15 protein-coding genes are annotated in these 17,772 nt (G+C 70.9%); 8 read left to right on the forward strand and 7 right to left on the reverse strand.

What is annotated here, in order from left to right; genetic code table 11:
- Nucleotides 1–9: 9 nt before the first annotated feature.
- The 3 genes from AB0K05_RS24350 to AB0K05_RS24360 all read right to left on the reverse strand — a co-directional run bounded on the left by AB0K05_RS24350 (nucleotide 10) and on the right by AB0K05_RS24360 (nucleotide 4,135).
- Entirely contained in the window at nucleotides 10–1,101 is a 1,092-nt protein-coding gene (locus tag AB0K05_RS24350; RefSeq protein WP_148036216.1) for a glycosyltransferase, read from the reverse strand.
- Nucleotides 1,102–1,119: 18 nt separating this feature from the next.
- A complete protein-coding gene (locus AB0K05_RS24355; RefSeq protein WP_271278362.1) occupies nucleotides 1,120–2,373 on the reverse strand; it encodes a nucleotide sugar dehydrogenase in 1,254 nt (417 codons plus the stop codon).
- 124 nt (nucleotides 2,374–2,497) lie between these two features.
- Nucleotides 2,498–4,135: a glycosyltransferase family 4 protein gene (locus tag AB0K05_RS24360; protein WP_261809016.1), complete on the reverse strand. Its 1,638-nt coding sequence runs from the start codon at nucleotides 4,133–4,135 to the stop codon at nucleotides 2,498–2,500.
- Nucleotides 4,136–4,238: 103 nt separating this feature from the next.
- On the opposite strand from AB0K05_RS24360, the gene wecB reads away from it, so the two are divergent.
- The 3 genes from wecB to AB0K05_RS24375 all read left to right on the forward strand — a co-directional run bounded on the left by wecB (nucleotide 4,239) and on the right by AB0K05_RS24375 (nucleotide 7,941).
- On the forward strand, nucleotides 4,239–5,369 hold the full coding sequence (wecB, locus tag AB0K05_RS24365) for a UDP-N-acetylglucosamine 2-epimerase (non-hydrolyzing) (protein ID WP_148036213.1): 1,131 nt from the start codon (nucleotides 4,239–4,241) through the stop codon (nucleotides 5,367–5,369).
- 65 nt (nucleotides 5,370–5,434) lie between these two features.
- Nucleotides 5,435–7,471, forward strand: coding sequence for a glycosyltransferase (locus AB0K05_RS24370; RefSeq protein ID WP_364231827.1), 2,037 nt, complete (start codon nucleotides 5,435–5,437; stop codon nucleotides 7,469–7,471).
- 59 nt (nucleotides 7,472–7,530) lie between these two features.
- Complete coding sequence (locus AB0K05_RS24375; RefSeq protein WP_271278360.1) at nucleotides 7,531–7,941, forward strand: DUF302 domain-containing protein; 411 nt, start codon at nucleotides 7,531–7,533, stop codon at nucleotides 7,939–7,941.
- A 22-nt stretch (nucleotides 7,942–7,963) separates the two neighbouring features.
- Here the strand turns inward: AB0K05_RS24375 and AB0K05_RS24380 are convergent, their stop codons facing one another.
- Nucleotides 7,964–8,611, reverse strand: a complete 648-nt coding sequence (locus tag AB0K05_RS24380; RefSeq protein ID WP_219545478.1) for a hypothetical protein — start codon at nucleotides 8,609–8,611, stop codon at nucleotides 7,964–7,966.
- A gap of 294 nt (nucleotides 8,612–8,905) precedes the next feature.
- Between AB0K05_RS24380 and AB0K05_RS24385 the strand changes: the two genes are divergently transcribed.
- The 5 genes from AB0K05_RS24385 to AB0K05_RS24405 all read left to right on the forward strand — a co-directional run bounded on the left by AB0K05_RS24385 (nucleotide 8,906) and on the right by AB0K05_RS24405 (nucleotide 14,270).
- Nucleotides 8,906–10,627: an NAD(P)-binding protein gene (locus tag AB0K05_RS24385; protein ID WP_364231829.1), complete on the forward strand. Its 1,722-nt coding sequence runs from the start codon at nucleotides 8,906–8,908 to the stop codon at nucleotides 10,625–10,627.
- A 227-nt stretch (nucleotides 10,628–10,854) separates the two neighbouring features.
- A complete protein-coding gene (locus AB0K05_RS24390; RefSeq protein WP_271276685.1) occupies nucleotides 10,855–12,957 on the forward strand; it encodes a nitrate- and nitrite sensing domain-containing protein in 2,103 nt (700 codons plus the stop codon).
- Nucleotides 12,954–13,358: a roadblock/LC7 domain-containing protein gene (locus AB0K05_RS24395; RefSeq protein WP_148036208.1), complete on the forward strand. Its 405-nt coding sequence runs from the start codon at nucleotides 12,954–12,956 to the stop codon at nucleotides 13,356–13,358. The genes AB0K05_RS24390 and AB0K05_RS24395 overlap by 4 nt, the downstream gene beginning before the upstream one ends.
- Nucleotides 13,355–13,717 (forward strand): DUF742 domain-containing protein, encoded by a 363-nt coding sequence (locus AB0K05_RS24400; protein ID WP_148036207.1) that lies wholly within the window; start codon nucleotides 13,355–13,357, stop codon nucleotides 13,715–13,717. Before AB0K05_RS24395 ends, AB0K05_RS24400 begins: the two co-directional genes overlap by 4 nt.
- On the forward strand, nucleotides 13,698–14,270 hold the full coding sequence (locus AB0K05_RS24405; RefSeq protein ID WP_148036206.1) for an ATP/GTP-binding protein: 573 nt from the start codon (nucleotides 13,698–13,700) through the stop codon (nucleotides 14,268–14,270). Before AB0K05_RS24400 ends, AB0K05_RS24405 begins: the two co-directional genes overlap by 20 nt.
- Here the strand turns inward: AB0K05_RS24405 and AB0K05_RS24410 are convergent.
- The 3 genes from AB0K05_RS24410 to AB0K05_RS24420 all read right to left on the reverse strand — a co-directional run bounded on the left by AB0K05_RS24410 (nucleotide 14,267) and on the right by AB0K05_RS24420 (nucleotide 17,753).
- Nucleotides 14,267–14,653, reverse strand: coding sequence for a DUF742 domain-containing protein (locus AB0K05_RS24410; protein WP_148036205.1), 387 nt, complete (start codon nucleotides 14,651–14,653; stop codon nucleotides 14,267–14,269). The genes AB0K05_RS24405 and AB0K05_RS24410 overlap by 4 nt on opposite strands.
- Complete coding sequence (locus AB0K05_RS24415) at nucleotides 14,650–16,938, reverse strand: nitrate- and nitrite sensing domain-containing protein (RefSeq protein ID WP_364231834.1); 2,289 nt, start codon at nucleotides 16,936–16,938, stop codon at nucleotides 14,650–14,652. The genes AB0K05_RS24410 and AB0K05_RS24415 overlap by 4 nt, the downstream gene beginning before the upstream one ends.
- Nucleotides 16,939–17,000: 62 nt before the next feature.
- A complete protein-coding gene (locus AB0K05_RS24420; RefSeq protein ID WP_364231837.1) occupies nucleotides 17,001–17,753 on the reverse strand; it encodes a DUF998 domain-containing protein in 753 nt (250 codons plus the stop codon).
- Nucleotides 17,754–17,772: the final 19 nt, after the last annotated feature.

Below are 17,772 nucleotides of genomic sequence, written 5' to 3' on the forward strand. Positions count from 1 at the left end.
TTGGGAACCCTACCGCCGCTTCACCCCGGCCCAAGCTTCGAGCTGGGCGACGAATCGCTTGGCCGAGTTGGGCCAGTGGTGGTTGGCGCGGGCGGCGGCGTAGCCGCGCGCGCCCTGGGCGCGGCGCTCGCGCACGTCGTCCCTGAGGGTCAGCACGGCCTGGGCCACCGCCTTCGGGTCCTCCCACGGCACCACGACGCCGCTCTCGTAGCGGTCGACCAGCTCGACGGCGCGGGGTGAGGGGGTGGTGATGACGGGGATGCCGTGCGCCATGTACTCGATGATCTTGGTGGGCATGGAGTGGCGGTAGTTCGGCTCGTCGTGCAGCAGCGACAGGCCGGCCAGCGCGCCGTCGAGCCGCTTGAGCGCCTCGTCGTTCGGCATGAAGTCGCGCCACTCCAGCACGCCGTCGTGCACGGCCTTGTTGAGCACCAGGCGGCTCTGCGGGTCGGCGTAGCCGATCAGCTCGACGGCCACCCGGTACGGCTGGAGCAGCCGGGCCACCTCGATCGCCTCGAACACGCCGCGGGCCCTGGACAGCCAGCCCAGGTAGACGATCCGGTCGTCGCCCGGCGGGGTGACCGAGTCGGGCACCCAGGTCTCGTTGGGCACGATCAGGTGGGCGTGCTTGAACCGGCCCGCGTACGCGGTCTCGGCCAGCAGCAGGTGCAGGTTGCGCTCGGCGATGCTCTCCAGCATCCGGGCGAGGAACCGTACGGGCGGGCGCAGCAGCGACGGCAGCCACGGCTTGAGCGAGAGCGTGGCCGGGGTGTCCTCGTGCACGTCCCACACGACCGGCGGCCGGTTGCGCATCCCCCAGACGGCGAACAGCAGCTCGGGGTCGTGGATGAGGGCCAGGTCGACCTTGTCGCGCATGCGCTTGAACAGCCTGCGCGCGGCCCACATGGCGGAGATCCGCTTACGCTGCACCGCTCTGGGCAGGTCGACGCCGGTCACCCAGGGACGGGGGACGACTCCGTGGGCGGTGTAGGAGGCGGCGTACGTGACCTCATGACCGGCATCCACCAGGGCGCGGATCTGCCGGTGCAGGATCCTCGCGTCCTCGGGGTTATGCACCACCGTCATGACGAGCACGTGCACGCGCGTTGCCTCCGGTCGCTACAGCCGCTCGACGCGTTCACCCTCGGTGAGCACACCGCGGGTGTCGAGCACGAGCCTGGCCTTCGCCTCGACCATCCCCAGGTCGAACGCGGCGTGCTGTTGCAGCAGCACCGTCACGTCGGCATCGGCGACGGCCTCGGCCAGATCTTCCTCACGCCGCACGGGCGTGCCGTCCACTGACCACTCCTTGACGTGCGGGTCGGCGAACGTGAGATCGGCGCCCAGCTCCAGCAGCGCACGCGCCACGGGCAGGGCCGGGGTCTCGCGTTCGTCGGCGATGTCCGGCTTGTAGGTGACGCCGAGCATAACGACTCTGGCGCCGTTCACCGCCTTTTTGTGTCTGTTGAGCAGACGTTGCACACGGGCCACCACGTAGGACGGCATCCGCTCGTTGATCTCCTGGGCCAGTTCGACGAACCTGAACGGGTAGCCGAGCTTGCGGACCGTGTAGGAGAGGTACGAGGGATCGACCGGTATGCAGTGGCCGCCGACGCCGGGGCCGGGCAGGAACTTGTGGAACCCGAACGGCTTGGTGGCGGCCGCCTCGATGGCCTCCCAGAGGTCCACGCCGAGCTCGTCGCAGAAGATCGCCATCTCGTTGACGAGAGCGATGTTGACGTGCCGGTAGGTGTTCTCCAGCAGCTTGGCCATCTCCGCCTCGCGGGTGCTGCTGACCGGCACGACCTGCTCGACGAAGCGTCCGTAGAAGGCGGTGGCCCGGTCGCGGCAGGCGGGCGTGTAGCCGCCGACGACCTTGGGGGTGTTGCGCAGACCGTACTTGGGGTTGCCCGGGTCGATACGCTCCGGCGAGAAGGCCAGGTGGAAGTCGACGCCGGCGGTCAGCCCTGAGGATTCGAGCAGCGGGCGGACCAGCTCGTCGGTGGTGCCCGGCCAGGTCGTCGACTCGAGCACGACGAGCGTGTCCTTGCCCATGTTGCGTGCCACGGTCTTGCTGGCGCCCTCGACCGCGGACAGGTCGGGCCTGTGGTCCTCGTCCAGCGGCGTGGGCACGCAGATGACGATCGTGCTGCACTCGGCCAGGACCGTCTCGTCCAGCGTGGCGGTGAACCCGTTGGCCAGCATGTGGTCGAGATCGGCGTCGGTCAGGTCATCGATGTAGGACTGCCCGGCCTTCAGAGCGTCGACCTTGCGGGGGTCGACGTCGAGGCCGACGACCTTCAGCCCGGCGGCCACCGCCTCTTTGGCGAGGGGCATGCCGACGTAGCCGAGGCCGATGACAGCCAAGTCGATTTCTGTCACAGCTGTGCCTTAGAGAGCCGGATACAACACTTCATGGTCGCAAAGGTTATCTCAAGTCCACCTAGCTCACGCCTAATGCGACGGAACCGATCAGAACAGACAGCCCAAGAGAAGGTCATCTTTCCGCAAGGCTCCTGTACAGGGCTTGATAAGTCTCGGCAACACGGCTCCACGTGCGCTTCGCGGCCACTTCCGCACGGCCCGCCTCGCCCATCTCGGCCCGCTTGGCGGGATCGTCGGCGAGCGCGCCCAGCGCCTTGGCGAACTCGCCCGGGTCGCCGGCGGGCACGAGCATGCCCGCGCCGTCGCTGCCGACCAGCTCCGACAGCGCCGGCAGGTCGCTCAGCACGACCGGCTTGCCCAGCGCCATCGCCTCGACCGGCTTGAGCGGCGTGACGAGCCTGGTCACCCGCAGGTCCTCGCGCGGGCAGACGAAGATGTCGATGGCGTCCTGCGCCTGCAGGGCCTCCTCCGGCCCCACCCGGCCGGGCAGGATCGCGTCGGACAGCCCCAGCTCGGTCACGAGCTCCAGCAGGTTCTCGCGCTCGGCGCCGTCGCCGACGATGAGCACCCGCACCGGGTTGCCCTGGTCACGCAGGAGCGCCGCGGCCCGCAGCAGGGTGGCGAAGCCCTCGTACGCCACGATGCTGGAGACCGAGCCGACCACGATCTCGCGATCCTCGATGCCCATCTCGCGGCGGAACGAGGCCCCGTCGTACTGGGCTGTGAGCAGCGAGTCGTCGACCGCGTTGGGCGCCAGGTGGATCCTCTCGCGGGGGACGCCGCGCTCGACGATCTCCGTGGCCATGGTCTCGGCCAGCGTGACGACCGCGTCGGCCTCCCGCATCAGGAACGCCTCGCGCTCGCGCTGGAGCACGTGGCGCTGGCTGCCGACCCGTTTCGGGTCGCGCGAGGCCCAGGTCTCCTCCAGGAACCCGCGTACCTCGTACACGAACGGGGTGCCCGTGCGGTCGCGCACGGCGTGCGCGACCGAGCCGTTGCGGTGGTCGGTGGCGGCGTGCAGCACCTGCGGGCGGAGCTGGGTGACGAGCTTGGTGACCGCGTCGGCGCCCTTGATCATGCGGCCGCGCATCTCGAACGGCACCTCGCCGCGCCCGTCGGGCAGCATCCGGTAGTAGGGGACGCCGTCCAGCTCCTCGTACGGCGCCGCGTCCGCGTGGCCCTGGAGCATGGGGAAGCCCCAGCTTGTGACCACGTGCGGGTCGAGCCCCGCGGCCTTCTGGGAGGTGACGATGCGGTGGGTCCTGACCGTGTAGCCGGCCTGGGTGTACGGGAGCGAGTTCGTGATCAGGTGGACCACGCGCCCGGCGACCCGCTCCAGGATGGCCACCTTGGGGCCCGGCGGGATCGGGTCGGGGCTGATCGCCTCCAGCTCGCCGCGGTAGTAGGCGGCCCTGCGCTTGACGAACGGGTATTTGGTGAAGGGTTCGAGCACCTCGGCGGCCATGCTGACGCGGCCGGAGTCCCAGTGTTCCTTGGCTTCGTCCCACGGCGCCCTGATCATGCGCATGCCCAGCTTGCGGACGACGCGGCGGGCGCGGCGCGCGGCGGGCCAGGCCACCTTGCCGATGACGGGCCGCAGGCGCGGCGGCATCGCGTCGGCGGCCGCCTGGGCGGCCCGGACCGGGTCGGCCCTGACCTTGGTCACGACCACGCGGGAGACGATGATCGGATGCTGGATGAAGCCCTTCAGAAGCCCACCGACGCCGGCACGGGCGGACTTCGCGGACACCCCAGCGGAACTTTTCGAGGAGTCTTGAGGACTGGCGTCGGATGCCACGCGGTGACCGTACCATAGGCAGCGTTTTTTCCCTTCCGCTATGAAAGGCGAGGTCATGGGGGACAACGTCCTGGTGCTGCACGTTCTGGGAGCCCGGCCCAACTTCGTGAAGGCGGCCCCGGTGGTGCGCGCGCTCGGCGAACTCGGCGTGCGGCAGGGCATCATCCACACCGGCCAGCACTACGACGCGCTGATGTCGGACGTGTTCTTCGCGGACCTCGGCCTGCCCGACCCGGTGGCGAACCTGGGGGTGGGCTCCGGCAGCCACGCCAGGCAGACGGCGGCCCTGCTCGTCGGCCTGGAGGACACCTTCCAGGAGCACGACCCGGACCTGGTGGTCGTCTACGGCGACGTGAACTCGACGCTGGCCGCGATCCTCGTCTGCGCCAAGCTCGGCATCAAGACCGCGCACGTCGAGGCCGGGCTGCGCTCGTTCGACCGGTCCATGCCGGAGGAGGTCAACCGGGTCGTCACCGACTCGCTGTCCGACCTGCTCTTCGCCACCTCGCCCGACGCGCTCTCCCACCTGGCGGCCGAGGGCGTGCCCGCCTCCAAGGTGCACCTGGTGGGCAACCCGATGATCGACAGCCTGTTCTCCGCGCTGCCGTCGCTCGACCCGGCCCCGGTGGTGGAGCGGCTGGGCCTGCCTGAGCGGTACGCGGTCGCGACGCTGCACCGCCCGGCCAACGTGGACACCCCGGAGGCGGCGCGCGAGCTGGTCTCGGCGGTGCTCGACGTGGCCCGCCAGATCCCGCTCGTGGTGCCGATCCACCCGCGTGGCCGCACCCGCCTGGCCGAGGCCGGGCTGGTCGACGGCCCCTCGGTGCGCGTGGTCGACCCGCTGGGGTATGTGGACTTTCTCTCACTCGTCCGGGGCGCCGCGCTGGTCGTCACCGACTCCGGGGGCGTGCAGGAGGAGACCACCATGCTGGGCGTGCCCTGCCTGACCGTGCGGCCCAACACCGAGCGCCCGGTCACGATCACCCACGGCACGAACCGGCTGGTCACGCCCGCCCTGCTGCCCGCAGCGGCGGAGAAGGCGCTGGCCGACGGGGCGGTCACGCCCTCCGGCGAGCTTCCCCCGCTGTGGGACGGCGCCGCCGGGCCGCGCATCGCCCGGGTGATCTCCGCGTGGCTGAAGGGGGACAACCTCTCCCCCGCCGCCCAGGGGGCGCGTTCCGAGTAACCCCACTTTTCGTACGGATCTCGCCGTACTATGACATACCCCGCACCAGCGTTAGGCGATGCCCCATGGCCGAAACCCCTGAAGAGCCCACGTTCCAGCGCCTCGGACCGGTGAACTGGCTGCCCGAGGAGCGCAAGGTCGTCGAGCGCCACGAGGCGGAGATCAGGGAGCTGCGCCGCAGGCTGGAGATCGCGGAGGCCAAGGCCGCCTACGCCGCCTGGAAGCTGGAGGCCACCCAGGCCAAGCGGACCTTCAAGCTGGGCGAGGCCATCGGGTCCAGGAGCCCCGGCAAGATGCTGGAGGCCGTCAGGTCCAGGGACCGCGCGCCGAAGGCGCCGATGCCGGTCAACGAGGCCATCGAGCTCGCGAACCACAGGGCGCCCGAGGTCAAGGTGCCGGCGGTCAAGTGGCCGGCGGGGCCGGTGAACCGTCCCGACCTGAAGGTGGCGGTCATCCTGGACGACTTCTCCAGGATGGCCTTCCGCTACGAGTGGGACCAGATCGAGTTCGGGCTCAAGGACTGGCCGGAGATCTTCGCGGAGAAGCGGCCGGACCTGCTGTTCTGCGAGTCGGCCTGGCACGGCAACCAGGGCCGCTGGCGCTACCAGATGACCGGCACCAACGCGCCCAAGGAGCCGCTGCGCGACCTGGTCTCCTGGTGCAGGGCGGCGGGCATCCCGACGGTCTTCTGGAACAAGGAGGACCCGCCGAACTTCGACTTCTTCATCGACACGGCCAAGCTGTTCGACTACGTGTTCACCTGCGACGGTGACATGTTGCCGAAATATCGCGAAATTCTGGGCCACGACCGGGTGGACGTGCTCCAGTTCGCCGCCCAGCCGCGCGTGCACAACCCGGTCCAGCAGCGGGAGGGCCGGCTGCACGACGTGGTCTTCGCCGGCATGTACTTCCGCGACAAGCACCCCGAGCGCCGCGAGCAGATGGAGACCGTGCTCGACCCGGTGCGCGAGCTGGGCCTGCACATCTTCGCCCGCAACGGCGAGGTGGACGAGAAGTACGCCTGGCCGGAGAAGTACCGCCCGCACATCGTGGGCGAGCTGCCGTACGACCAGATGCTCGCCGCGTACCGGATGTACAAGGTCTTCCTGAACGTCAACTCGGTGCTCGAATCGCCGACCATGTGCGCCCGCCGCGTGTTCGAGCTGTCGGCCTGCGCCACCCCGGTGGTGTCGGGCTGGTCGCGGGCCGTCGAGGAGACGTTCGGTGACCTGATCCCGATCGCCCGCGAGCCGATCGAGTCGTACAACCAGGTGCTGCACCTGATCAACAGCCCCGAGCTGCGCGCCCGGCAGGGGCATCTGGCGATGCGCGAGGTGTTCGACAAGCACCTGTTCACCCACCGCGTGGACCAGATACTCCAGCTGCTCGGCCGCCCGGCGACGCCGCGGTCACGGTCGATCTCGGTGGTGCTGCCGACCAACCGCGCCGCCCAGATCGAGCACGCGATCTCGTCGGTGGCCAAGCAGATCCACCGGCCGGTGCAGCTGATCATGGTGCTGCACGGCCTGGACATCGACCCGGTCGTGGTGGCCGACAAGGCTCGCATGGCGGGCATCACGGACGTGACCGTGCTCCCGGCCGACCCTGGGCTGTCGCTGGGCGCCTGCATGAACCTGGGCATCGACGCCGCCGAGGGCGAGCTGATCGCCAAGATGGACGACGACAACCTTTACGGCGAGCACTACCTGTCGGACCTGCAGCGCGCCTTCGACTACACCGAGGCGGAGCTGGTCGGCAAGGGCGCCCACTACTCGTTCTTCGAGGGCTCCAACACCACCATGCTGCGCCTGCCGGGCCTGGAGCACCGCTACTCGTTCCTGGTGCAAGGCGGGACGTTCCTCGGCAAGGCGGACATGTTCCGCACCTACCGCTTCCCCGACCTGACCCGGGGCGAGGACACCCACCTGGTCCGCCGCCTCAAGGAGGACGGGGTCAAGATCTACTCGGCGGACCGGTTCAACTTCGTCTACTGGCGCAGCGCGGACTCGGCGATGCACACCTGGCAGGCCGACCACATCAAGCTGACCAGGAACGCCCAGTTCTCCTTCGTCGGCCGCCCCGACGACCACGTGCTGATCTGACGGCGTGTTGCGGGCGCCGTGCCGTGCACCCGGCGGGGAGCCGTGCCTATGGTGGCGCGATGAGGGACGATTGCGGCCTGGTGACGATCAGCGGTCACGAGGCGTTCGACAAGACGGTCGACGACGTGTGCGCGGCGGTGACCGCGGCCGGCTACCACGTGTTCGCGCGGGTGGACCACACGGAGAACGCGGTGCGGGCCGGCAGGGAGCTGCCTCCGACCACGCTGGTGCTCTTCGGCGAGCCCACCGTCGGCACCGACCTGATCGCGGAACGCCGCACCGCGGCCATCGACCTGCCGTCCAAGATCCTCGTGTGGCAGGACGGGGACGCCGTGCGGCTGACGTACAACACCGCCGACTGGCTGGTGCGCCGCCACGGCGTCGAGCGGGAGGGCGCCGCCGCCGCGCGGACCCTGGAGGAGGCGACCGAGCAGATCTGCCGGCGGACGGCGGCCTCCGCGCGCGCGTAGGCGGCGGCTGGGTCTCCGCGGTTCAGACGGCGGCCCGCGAGAGGTTCTGGTCGGCGAGCTTGCCGAGCTCCATCAGGCCGGCCCGTTTCACCTCGCGGCCGACGACCATGAGGCTCATGACGAGGGTGCCGCGCCTGATCGTGACCGTGCCGATCTGGGCCTGCCGGTCGCCGCCCGACGCGGTGGTGAGGTAGGCGCGCGACTCGTCGCCCTGCTTCGGCATCTTCAGGTCGCGGGTGCGGTAGACCACGTCGATGCCGCGCACGTGGGCGTGGTACGCGTCGCACTCGCTGGGCAGCGGGCCGGGGAACACCCCGGCGGGCAGCGAGACCACGGCCTGGGTGATCGACCCCTTCGGCGAGGCGAACCCGACGACGGCGGCCGGAGCCTTGGCGACCTCCGGCTGGGCCACGTCGAGCAGGGCCGCGCCCGCGCACTCGGGGTGGTCCAGCTTGGCCTGGCGGACCGACTCCAGCCCCTGTCTGGTGGACCGGAGCGTGCTGTAGGTGCCGACCTCCGGGCCGTACGCGACCTGCATGCCCTTGGGCGCCGGCAGCAGCGCGGCGCGGAGCTTGGCCGCCTCGGCGGGCTTCGGGGCGGACGCGGGCGGCGGGGTGGACGCGGCGGGCGCCGCGGCCTTCTCCGAAGAGCAGCCCGCTATGACCGTCATGCTTAGAAATGCGGCGGAAAATGCCTTAAGCATGAGTTCTCCATTTCACTTCAACGGCATCGGGTAGACGCTAAAGGAAACGCGCGCCGCGCGAACCGGCAACGGCGCTATCCACCGGATTCAACGCATTCGACAAGACCGCCCAACCCACCTTCTAGCAGCGACTACGGCCCGCGCTCGGCGAATCGGACGGCATTTACCCAACGGCATTCACCGTCACAAGTAGCGCAAAGACTCAGCCACCCGCAGCGCGGCGCCATTGGCCTTTTCCGACGAGTCCCGATGATCGGCCCCATGGGGGACATCGGCCGTTCGGCGGCGGGACGCGAACTGGGCATGGGGCGCGCCATCTCGCGCCGCGACTTCTTCGACGGGGTGGCCGTGACGGCGGGCGCCGCGGCCCTGGGCGCCTCGGGAGGAGCCGGAACGGCCTATGCCGCCTCGTCGGCCCCGGCGGCGCCGGCGTTCCGCGGCAACACCTCCCAGGCGCTCGGCGTGCTCCACGCGCTGCGCGACGGCCGGTTCTGGCAGCAGGCGGACCCGCCCGTGCCGACGGGGGAGGCCTACGACCTGGTGGTGGTGGGGGCCGGGCTGAGCGGGGTGAGCGCCGCCCACGAGTGGCTGCGCCGCCATCCCGGGGCGCGCGTGCTGATCCTGGACAACCACGACACGATCGGCGGCCACGCCCAGCGTCCCGGCTCGGGTTCGGTGGCGGCGCCCGTGACCTGGACGCCGGAGTTCCGCGAGCTGCTCGACCGGCTCGGCGTCGTGGCCGCACCGTGCCAGGAGTGCGGCGCCGACGACAGCGTGATGTGCGACCGCGAGACGTTCCCCGTCGAGACGCTGGTGTCCACCGGCGCGAGCGCCGCCGGGTGGATCGGCCGCCTGCCCGTCGCCGACGCCGCCAGGCAGGACCTGATCCGCCTGCACACCGACCCGCCCGACCCGTTCCCCGGGCTCGGGCCGGAGGCCAAGCAGGAGCGCCTGGCCGACCTCACCTACTCCCGCTATCTGCTGGACTCGCTGCGCGTGCACCCGGACGCCGAGCGGTTCCACCGGACCCTGCCCAGCGCCTCCTGGGGGTACGACACGCGTGTCCTGGGCGCGGTGGACGCCTGGGGGCTCGGCTACCCCGGGTTCGGCGGGCTCGGGCTGGACGAGGGCAAGCCGTCGCGGTTCAGCGCGCCCACGATCGCCAAGGAGTGGGGAGTGACCGGCCGGGTGGCGCACCTGCCCGGCGGGGTGCACGGGCTCGTCCGGGCGATGCTGGACGCGATGGGCGGCAGGGCCAGGTTCCGGCTGTCGAGCCCCGTCGTGTCCGTGCGCAACGACGGCCCGCCCGAGACCGCGACCACCGCCACCGTCGGCTACTTCGACGGCCACGAGGTCAGGTCCGTCGGCGCCGGGGCGGTGATCCTCGCCTGCTGGCACTCCGTCGTCCCGTACCTCGTCCCCGACCTGCCGGGCGCGCAGCGCACGGCGCTCCGCGCGGCGGTGAAGACGCCGCTGGTGGAGGCCGTGGTGCGGCTGCGCAGCGCGGACGCCTGGCGGCGGCTCGGCGTCTCGCGCACCCGCTGGACCGGCGCGTACTGGTGCATGAGCGAGCTGACCCACGACTCCGGCGACGGCGTCACGGCGCGGCTGGTGGCCGCGCCCTCCCGTTCGGAGCTGGGTCCCGCCGAGGGGGCGGCCGCCGGGCGGCAGGCGCTGCTGCGCACCCCGTACGCGATGCTGGAGTTCGGGGCGCGCGACCAGCTCGCGCGGCTGCTCGGCGCCGGCGGGTTCGATCCGGGCAGGGACGTCGAGGCGGTGGCAGTCTACCGGTGGGGTCATGGCTACTCGCCCGAATACTGCCGTCCGTGGCACGGGTTCCATCCCGACGGGCCGTCGCCGGCCGAGGCGGCGCGCAGGCGGTTCGGCCGGATCGGGCTGGCCGGATCGGACGCGGCTCCCTCTGCCAGGGCGGACGCCGCCGTCACCGCCGCCCATCGGGCCGTCGGGGAGCTCTCAGGGTGAGACGGAGAGGTAATACCCTCGTGTCCTACTCGGTACCTTCCTGGGGTCCGCTTCGGTAATCGCAGAAAACATCCCTGTTCCTCCCACTGCGGCGGGTGCTTAATCGGTGCTAGTCTCCTGTGCGATCTTCCGGAGGTGTATTTACACAGAAGTTGTGGAAATGCCCTCGACTCCGAGGTTGGGACATGGGCTCGCAAAACCGGTCAATTCGGTTCAAGATCTTTATATTGCTGCTGTTACCCCTCCTGTCCTTGAGCGCGCTCTGGGGCTTCGTGCTCAACCTCACTGTGAGCGACGGATGGTCGTTGCTGCGCGGCGACTCCCTTCACCAGACGGTCGGCGTCACCTCCACTGAGCTGGGCGTCGAGCTCCAGGCCGAGCGGGAGCGCTCACTTCTCAAGCTCACGGACGGTGAGCCCAGCGCCGAGCTCGGCGAGCAGCGCGCCCGCACCGACACCGCGGTCGACGCCTTCCGCGAAGCCGTCATACGGGCCGAGGACGACCTCGCCGACGACATGCGCGCGCCGCTCAACACCGTGCAGGCCGAGCTGTCGCGGCTGCACGCCATCCGCTCGGGCATCGACGGCGGCTTCAGCACCAGGATGCTCGGACTCAACGAGTACAACCGGCTGCTCGACGCCATGTTCCGGTTCTACGACCACCTCGCCCCCGCCCCCGAGCTGACCATCTACCAGCAGGTCACCGCGCTGCAGACGATGAGCAACGCGCACGAGTTCCTGCTCAGGGAGCACGCCCTCGTCCGGGCCGCCCAGCTCGACGGCCGGCTGATCGAGCCCGAGGCGGCCGCCTTCACCGAGTACGCCTCCTCCAGGAAGTTCCTGCACGCGCGCGGCCTCGCGGGTCTCGACGTCGAGCTGCGCCAGCCGTACGAGGAGCTCTTCAAGAGCCAGACCTTCCTGACCTTCGCCACCATGGAGGCCCGGGTCATCAGGTCCGGCGCGCCGCCGCCCGACGGCGGGAGCTGGAACGACAACACCGGCAAGGTGATCACCGAGCTGGAGAGGATCAACGGCCTGGCGGCCGAGGAGCTGGGCGGCAGGGCCGCCGGCGCGGTCACCGCCACCAGGGTCCAGATCGGCGTCGCCGGCGGCGTCGGCCTGGTCGCCGTGCTGGCCTCGATCATCATCTCGGTGCGTTTCGGCCGCCGGCTCGGCGCCGAGCTGGCCGGGCTGCGCTCGGCCGCCGTCGAGCTGTCCGAGCAGCGCCTGCCCGACCTGGTCAGGCGGCTCAGCAGGGGCGAGGAGGTCGACGTCGCCCAGGCGGCCAGACCGATCCAGGTCAGCGGCTCGGCCGAGATCAGCGACGTGGCCGGCGCGTTCGGCGCGGTCCAGGCCACCGCGGTGCGCGCCGCCGTCGGCCAGGCCGCGCTGCGCCGCGGGCTCGGCCAGGTCTTCCTGAACCTGGCCCGGCGTAAGCAGGGCCTGCTGCACCGCCAGCTGTCGGTGCTCGACGGCATGCAGCGGCGCACCCACGACCCGGACCAGTTGGAGGAGCTCTTCCGGCTCGACCACCTGACCACCCGCATGCGGCGGCACGCGGAGAGCCTGATCATCCTCTCGGGCTCCGCCCCCGGACGGGCCTGGCGCAAGCCGGTGCCGGTGATCGACGTCGTCCGGGCGGCCATCGCCGAGGTGGAGGACTACACCCGGGTCGACGTGGCCGGCATGCACGGCAGCGCGGTGGACGGCTCGGCCGCGGCCGACCTCACCCACCTGATCGCCGAGCTGGTGGAGAACGCCACGATCTACTCACCGCCCGACACCACGGTCCACGTCCGCGGCGACCGGGTCAGCAACGGCTACTCGGTCGAGGTGGAGGATCGCGGGCTCGGGCTGCAGCCGGAGGAGTACGACGCCTACAACCGCGTCCTGACGGAACCTCCGGAGTTCGACCTGGCCGACAGCGACAGGCTCGGCCTGTTCGTGGTCGCCAAGCTGGCCCAGCGGCACGCCATCAAGGTGCTGCTGAGGCGATCACCGTTCGGCGGCACCACCGCCATCGTGTTCGTGCCGGACAGGCTCGTCACCGACCAGCAGGAACTGCCCCCCGCCAAGAACGACGGGCTGCCCTCGCTGCCGGGCCGGACCAGGAAGAAGGCCCTGGCGGTGGTCAGCGGCACGCACGCGGGCTTGCCAAGGCGGGTCCGGCAGGCCACATTGTCATCCCGGCTCAAGGACGGCCAGCCGCCCGAGCCGGAGCCCGAGCGGAAGAACGAACGCTCTCCCGACGAGGTACGCGACCTGTTCTCCGCGTTCCAGCGGGGAACCCAGCGCGCCCGAGAAGAAGCTGATGAGGAGGGGGAGGCATGAGTGTGCCGACGACCAACACCGGTGAGCTGAACTGGCTCCTTGACGACCTGACGACCAGGGTGGGCGCGGTCAGGCAAGCGGTCATCCTGTCGACCGACGGCCTGGCCGTCGGTTATTCCAAGGGTCTGACCCGCGAGGACGCCGAGCATCTGTCCGCCGTGGCCGCCGGTTTCCAGAGCCTGGCCCGGGGCACCGGCCGCCATTTCGGCGGCGGTGACGTACGCCAGACCATCGTGGAGATGGAGTCCGCGTTCCTGTTCGTGACGGCGGCGGGCCAGGGCACGTGCCTCGCGGTGCTCGCCGACGCCAACGTCGACGTGGGCCACATCGCCTACGAGATGGCGATGCTGGTCAAGCGGGTGGGCCAGCACATCACGACCAACCCGCGAGCCATGCCATGAGCGATACCCCGCAGTGGTTGGACGAGGACGCGGGGCCGATCGTGCGGCCCTACGCCCTCATCCGAGGTCGTACGAGGTCGTCGGGGGACAATCTCGACCTCGTCGCGACCGTCCGCGCCGTGGGGGAAGCTCCGGGCAGCCTCTCCCCCGAGCAGTCGCTCATTCTCCGGGCGGCTCGCAACCCGATCTCGGTGGCCGACGTGGCCGTCGAGCTCGATCTGCCTGTCGGCGTCGTCCGGGTGCTGCTGGGCGACCTGCGTGACCAAGGCCTCATCTCGGTGTCGGCCCCCTCAGCGGCGGGATCGCGCCCGAGTGAGGGCATTCTCAAGGAAGTGATCAATGGACTCCGTGCTCTCTGAGGACCCCGTCGCGCTCAAGATCCTCATTGCCGGGGGCTTCGGCGTGGGGAAGACCACCCTGGTGGGGTCGATCAGTGAGATCAGGCCGCTGCGCACGGAAGAGGTGCTGTCCGACCGCGGGGTCGGCGTCGACGACCTCGACGGCGTCGAGGCCAAGACCACCACGACCGTGGCGATGGACTTCGGCCGCATCACGATCCGCGAGGGCCTGGTCGTCTACCTGTTCGGCACCCCCGGCCAGGAGCGGTTCTGGTTCATGTGGGACGAGCTGTCCTACGGCGCGCTGGGCGCGGTCGTGATCGCCGACACCCGGCGGCTGACCGACTGCTTCCCCTCCGTCGACTACTTCGAGCAGCGCGGCACGCCGTTCGTGGTGGCCGTCAACTGCTTCGACGACGCCGAGCAGCACAGCGTGGAGGACGTGCGCATCGCGCTCGACCTGGACCCGGACGTCCCCGTGATGCTGTGCGACGTGCGGCGGCGCAACTCGGCCAAGGAAGTCATGATCACCCTTGTCGAGCACTCGCTGCGCACGCTGACCACGACAGGTTAGAGCGCGCGCAGCCCGTTGATCACTTCACGCAGGAGGCTCTCCGTAGGCGTCGCGGCCTTCGACCGCGGCGCCTTCACCACGACCAGGCCGTAGTCGATCAGGTCGCCGATCAGCACCCTGACCACCGCCACCGGCAGGTCGAGCTCCCCCGCGATCTCGGCGACCGGCCTGGCGTGCTGGACCACGCAGTTCAGCAGCCGCCGGTGCTGGGCCCCCAGCTCCGCGTTCGCCGGAGCGGGCTGCCCGGTGAGCGACACGGTGGCCAGCATGTCGAGCACGGTGGACAGCGCCTTGGCCGCGGGCCTGGTGCGTCCGCGGGTCACCGCGTACGGGCGCACGACAGGCCCGGCCTCCTCGTCGACCCACTCACGCTCGCGACTCACGATGGCGTCCCCCCGTCCTGGTCACTGTCCTGACGTCCGCGCTGCCAGCCCGACTGGAGAGACGAGAGCAGGGCCCTGGTCTCCTCGGGCGAGCGCTCCTGCGCCGGCTCCCGCGGCTCCTCCGCGACCGGCGCGCTCTGCTGCTTGAGCCGCTCCGGCAGGTTGGCCTGGCGGACCCGGCGGGGCAGCCCTGATCCCCCCGACGACTCGGCGTTGCGCTTGGCGGTACGGACCCGGCGCGGCAGCTCGCTCGGCCCCGGGCCCGCGGGAGGCCGGTTGTCCTGCGGAGCGCTCTGCGTCTCCGTGCCCTCCCTGCCCTCCCTGCCCTCTCTGCTCTCCCTGCCGACCACCGACACCGTGACGGACTCCAGCTCGGGCGGCTCCGGCGTCCGGATCGACGGCATCTGCTGGACCAGCTGCACGGGCACCAGCACGATCGCCGTGGTCCCCCCGTACGGCGAGGGCTTGAGCGTGACGCTCACCCCGTGCCTGGCCGCCAGCATGCCGACCACCGCGAAGCCGAGCTGCTCGGTCCGCGCAGGGTCGAACTCGGGCGGGCTGGCCAGCCGCCGGTTGACGGCCTCCCTGGCCTCGTCCGTCATGCCCAGCCCGCGGTCCTCGACCTCGACCGCGAAGCCCTTGCCGACCAGCTCGCCGCGGACCGACACCTCGCTGCCTGGCGCGGAGAAGGTGGCCGCGTTCTCGATCAGCTCGGCGAACAGGTGCATGAGGTCGGCCACCGCCTCACCCGGGATGCCGCACTCCGGCATCGGGTAGACGCGCACCCGGGTGTACTCCTCGACCTGGCCCGCGGCCCCGTTCAGCATGTCCTCGACGCCGATGACGCCGCGCCAGCGCCGGCCGGCCGCGCCGCCGGACAGCAGCACCAGGCCCTCGGCGTGCCGGCGCATGCGGGTCGTCAGGTGGTCGAGCTTGAACAGGCTCTCCAGCGCCTCCGGCTCCTCGGTCTGCCGCTGCATCTCGTCCAGCAGCTTGAGCTGGCGCTGGACCAGCGACTGGCTGCGCCTGGCCAGGTTGCGCAGCGCCTCGGCCACGCCCTCGCGCAGCCTGGCCTGCTCCAGCGCGGCGTCGACCGCGGTGTGCCGGACGCTGTCGAACGAGGCCGCCAGGTCGGTCACCTCGCTGGTGGCGCCCGCCTCCACCTCGATCGGCGGAACCTCGGCGGCCTGGTCCACCGGCTCGCCGCGGCGCAGCTTGGCGACCACGCCGGGCAGGCGCACCTCGGCCAGCTCCTGCGCGGAGCCGCGCAGCGCCGCCAGCTCGCGCGAGAGCCGCCGGCCGACCCGTACGGAGACGACGACGGAGAAGACGACCGCGATGAGCCCGAGCGCGCCCGCGACGGCGGCGCGCACGATGATGACCATGCCGGCGGGCTCCATCCGGGCCAGCAGGATGTCACCGGCCGTGTAGAGGCCCTGGGTGTACTCCTCCAGCACCGGCTCGACCTGACCCCGCCACACCTGCAGGTCCACCGGCTGGCCGGAGACGTACGAGTGCAGCAGCCGCTCCACGGAGCCGTAGTTCCCGGTGGCGGCCATCCTCTCCAGCGGGGCCCGCATCTCGGGGTCCAGGTTGGCCATGACCTTGGGGAAGAGGTACGTGCGCGCGCCGTCGATGCCGGCCAGCAGGTGGATCTCGGCCATCGTCCACCCGTCGCCGCCGGGGACGGCGTTGCCCGCGACGATCAGGGCGTGCTCGCGGCTGAGGAGCTCGCGCACCTGCGCGGCCATGATCAGGGCCTGCGACTGCCGGGACAGCTCGACGTCGGTGCTGACGGTGAAGGCCGCGTACAGGCGGTCGATGGCGTCCGGGATGGTGGCGTACTCGGTGATCAGGGCGTGCGGGGTCAGCGTCCGGCTGTCGACCTTGCTCCTGATCTCCGTCAGCCGGTCGACGGCCTTGAAGACGTCGGCGAGCTGCGTCTTCATGTCGTCGTCGAGCGCCGCCTGGGTGTCCTCGGACAGCGCGCCGTCGGTCAGGTTCTTCCTGACCCGGTCCACCGTGGCACGGGCGTCGGCCAGCTTCTTGGCGTTGACGGGAGCGCCGGACAGCAGCTCGGCGGAGGCCAGGCGCTCGGCCTGGAGGTTGACCACGAGGAAGTCGGCGTGATCGATGATCCCGGTCCAGAAGGTCTCGACCTTGAGGAGGTTCAGCGCCTCCCTCGACGTCGTGCTCGCGGCGAATCCCCAGAGCGCGACCAGGGAGACCAGCGGGATGACGAGCAGCGTCGAGATCTTGAATCGGATGGATCTGCCCGATGCCATGACACCTGCTCCCGGTTAGAAGATCGCGGGAGAGAATAGCACTCATCGAGGCCGAGATAAGATCAACTAGCGATAAATCTGTGATATGTCGTGATTTTGACTGTGGTACTGACCCAGACCACGCGCACCAACCATGCTGCCAGCACGGCCAGCAACGCCACCTCCGCGCCCAGCAGCGCCCGCTCCACCAACCCGATCATGACCCGCTCCCCGGGCAGCGCCACGTACGTGATCGCCAGCACCCCGAGCCCGCCCGCCAGGGCCAGCCACTCGACGACCCTGGCCACCGGCCGCCACACGGGGTCGCGGGCCAGCCTGGGCACCAGCAGCGCCCCCGCCGCCGGCAGGCTGACGAACGCCGCGATCGACACGTACTGGTGAACCTGCGCGGCGAACGTCGGGTCGGCGCCGAACGGTGTGGTCGGGACGGCCGCCGCCACCAGCAGCGCGCCCGACCACACCAGGAGCAGCCTCTCCGGCATCCCCCTCACCGGAGCCCCCATAGACCGCAACCCCGCCAGCAGCGCCAGCGAGCCCAGGGCCACCACCGCCATCGCGACCTCCGTGACGCCCCCGCGGTCGGCCACGGCGTACTCGCTCACGGTCACGTGCAGCGGGTTCAGATCGGAGTCGAGTTGCGCGAACCCGATCCCGGCCACGCCGGACACGATCGCGGCGAGCGCGACGAGCGGGTAGGCCCGGGAACCGGCGGGGAGTCCGCCCGCCGGCCGCCCCGCCACGCCCCCGCGCGGCCGGGACCCCTCCACGTCGGCATCGGCCTCGGTGGCGGGCAGTTCCTCGGTGACTCCGGTCATGGCAGAGAGTCTTCCGGGA

Source organism: Nonomuraea sp. NPDC049486 (assembly GCF_040676925.1).
GTDB classification, from domain to species: domain Bacteria; phylum Actinomycetota; class Actinomycetes; order Streptosporangiales; family Streptosporangiaceae; genus Nonomuraea; species Nonomuraea ferruginea.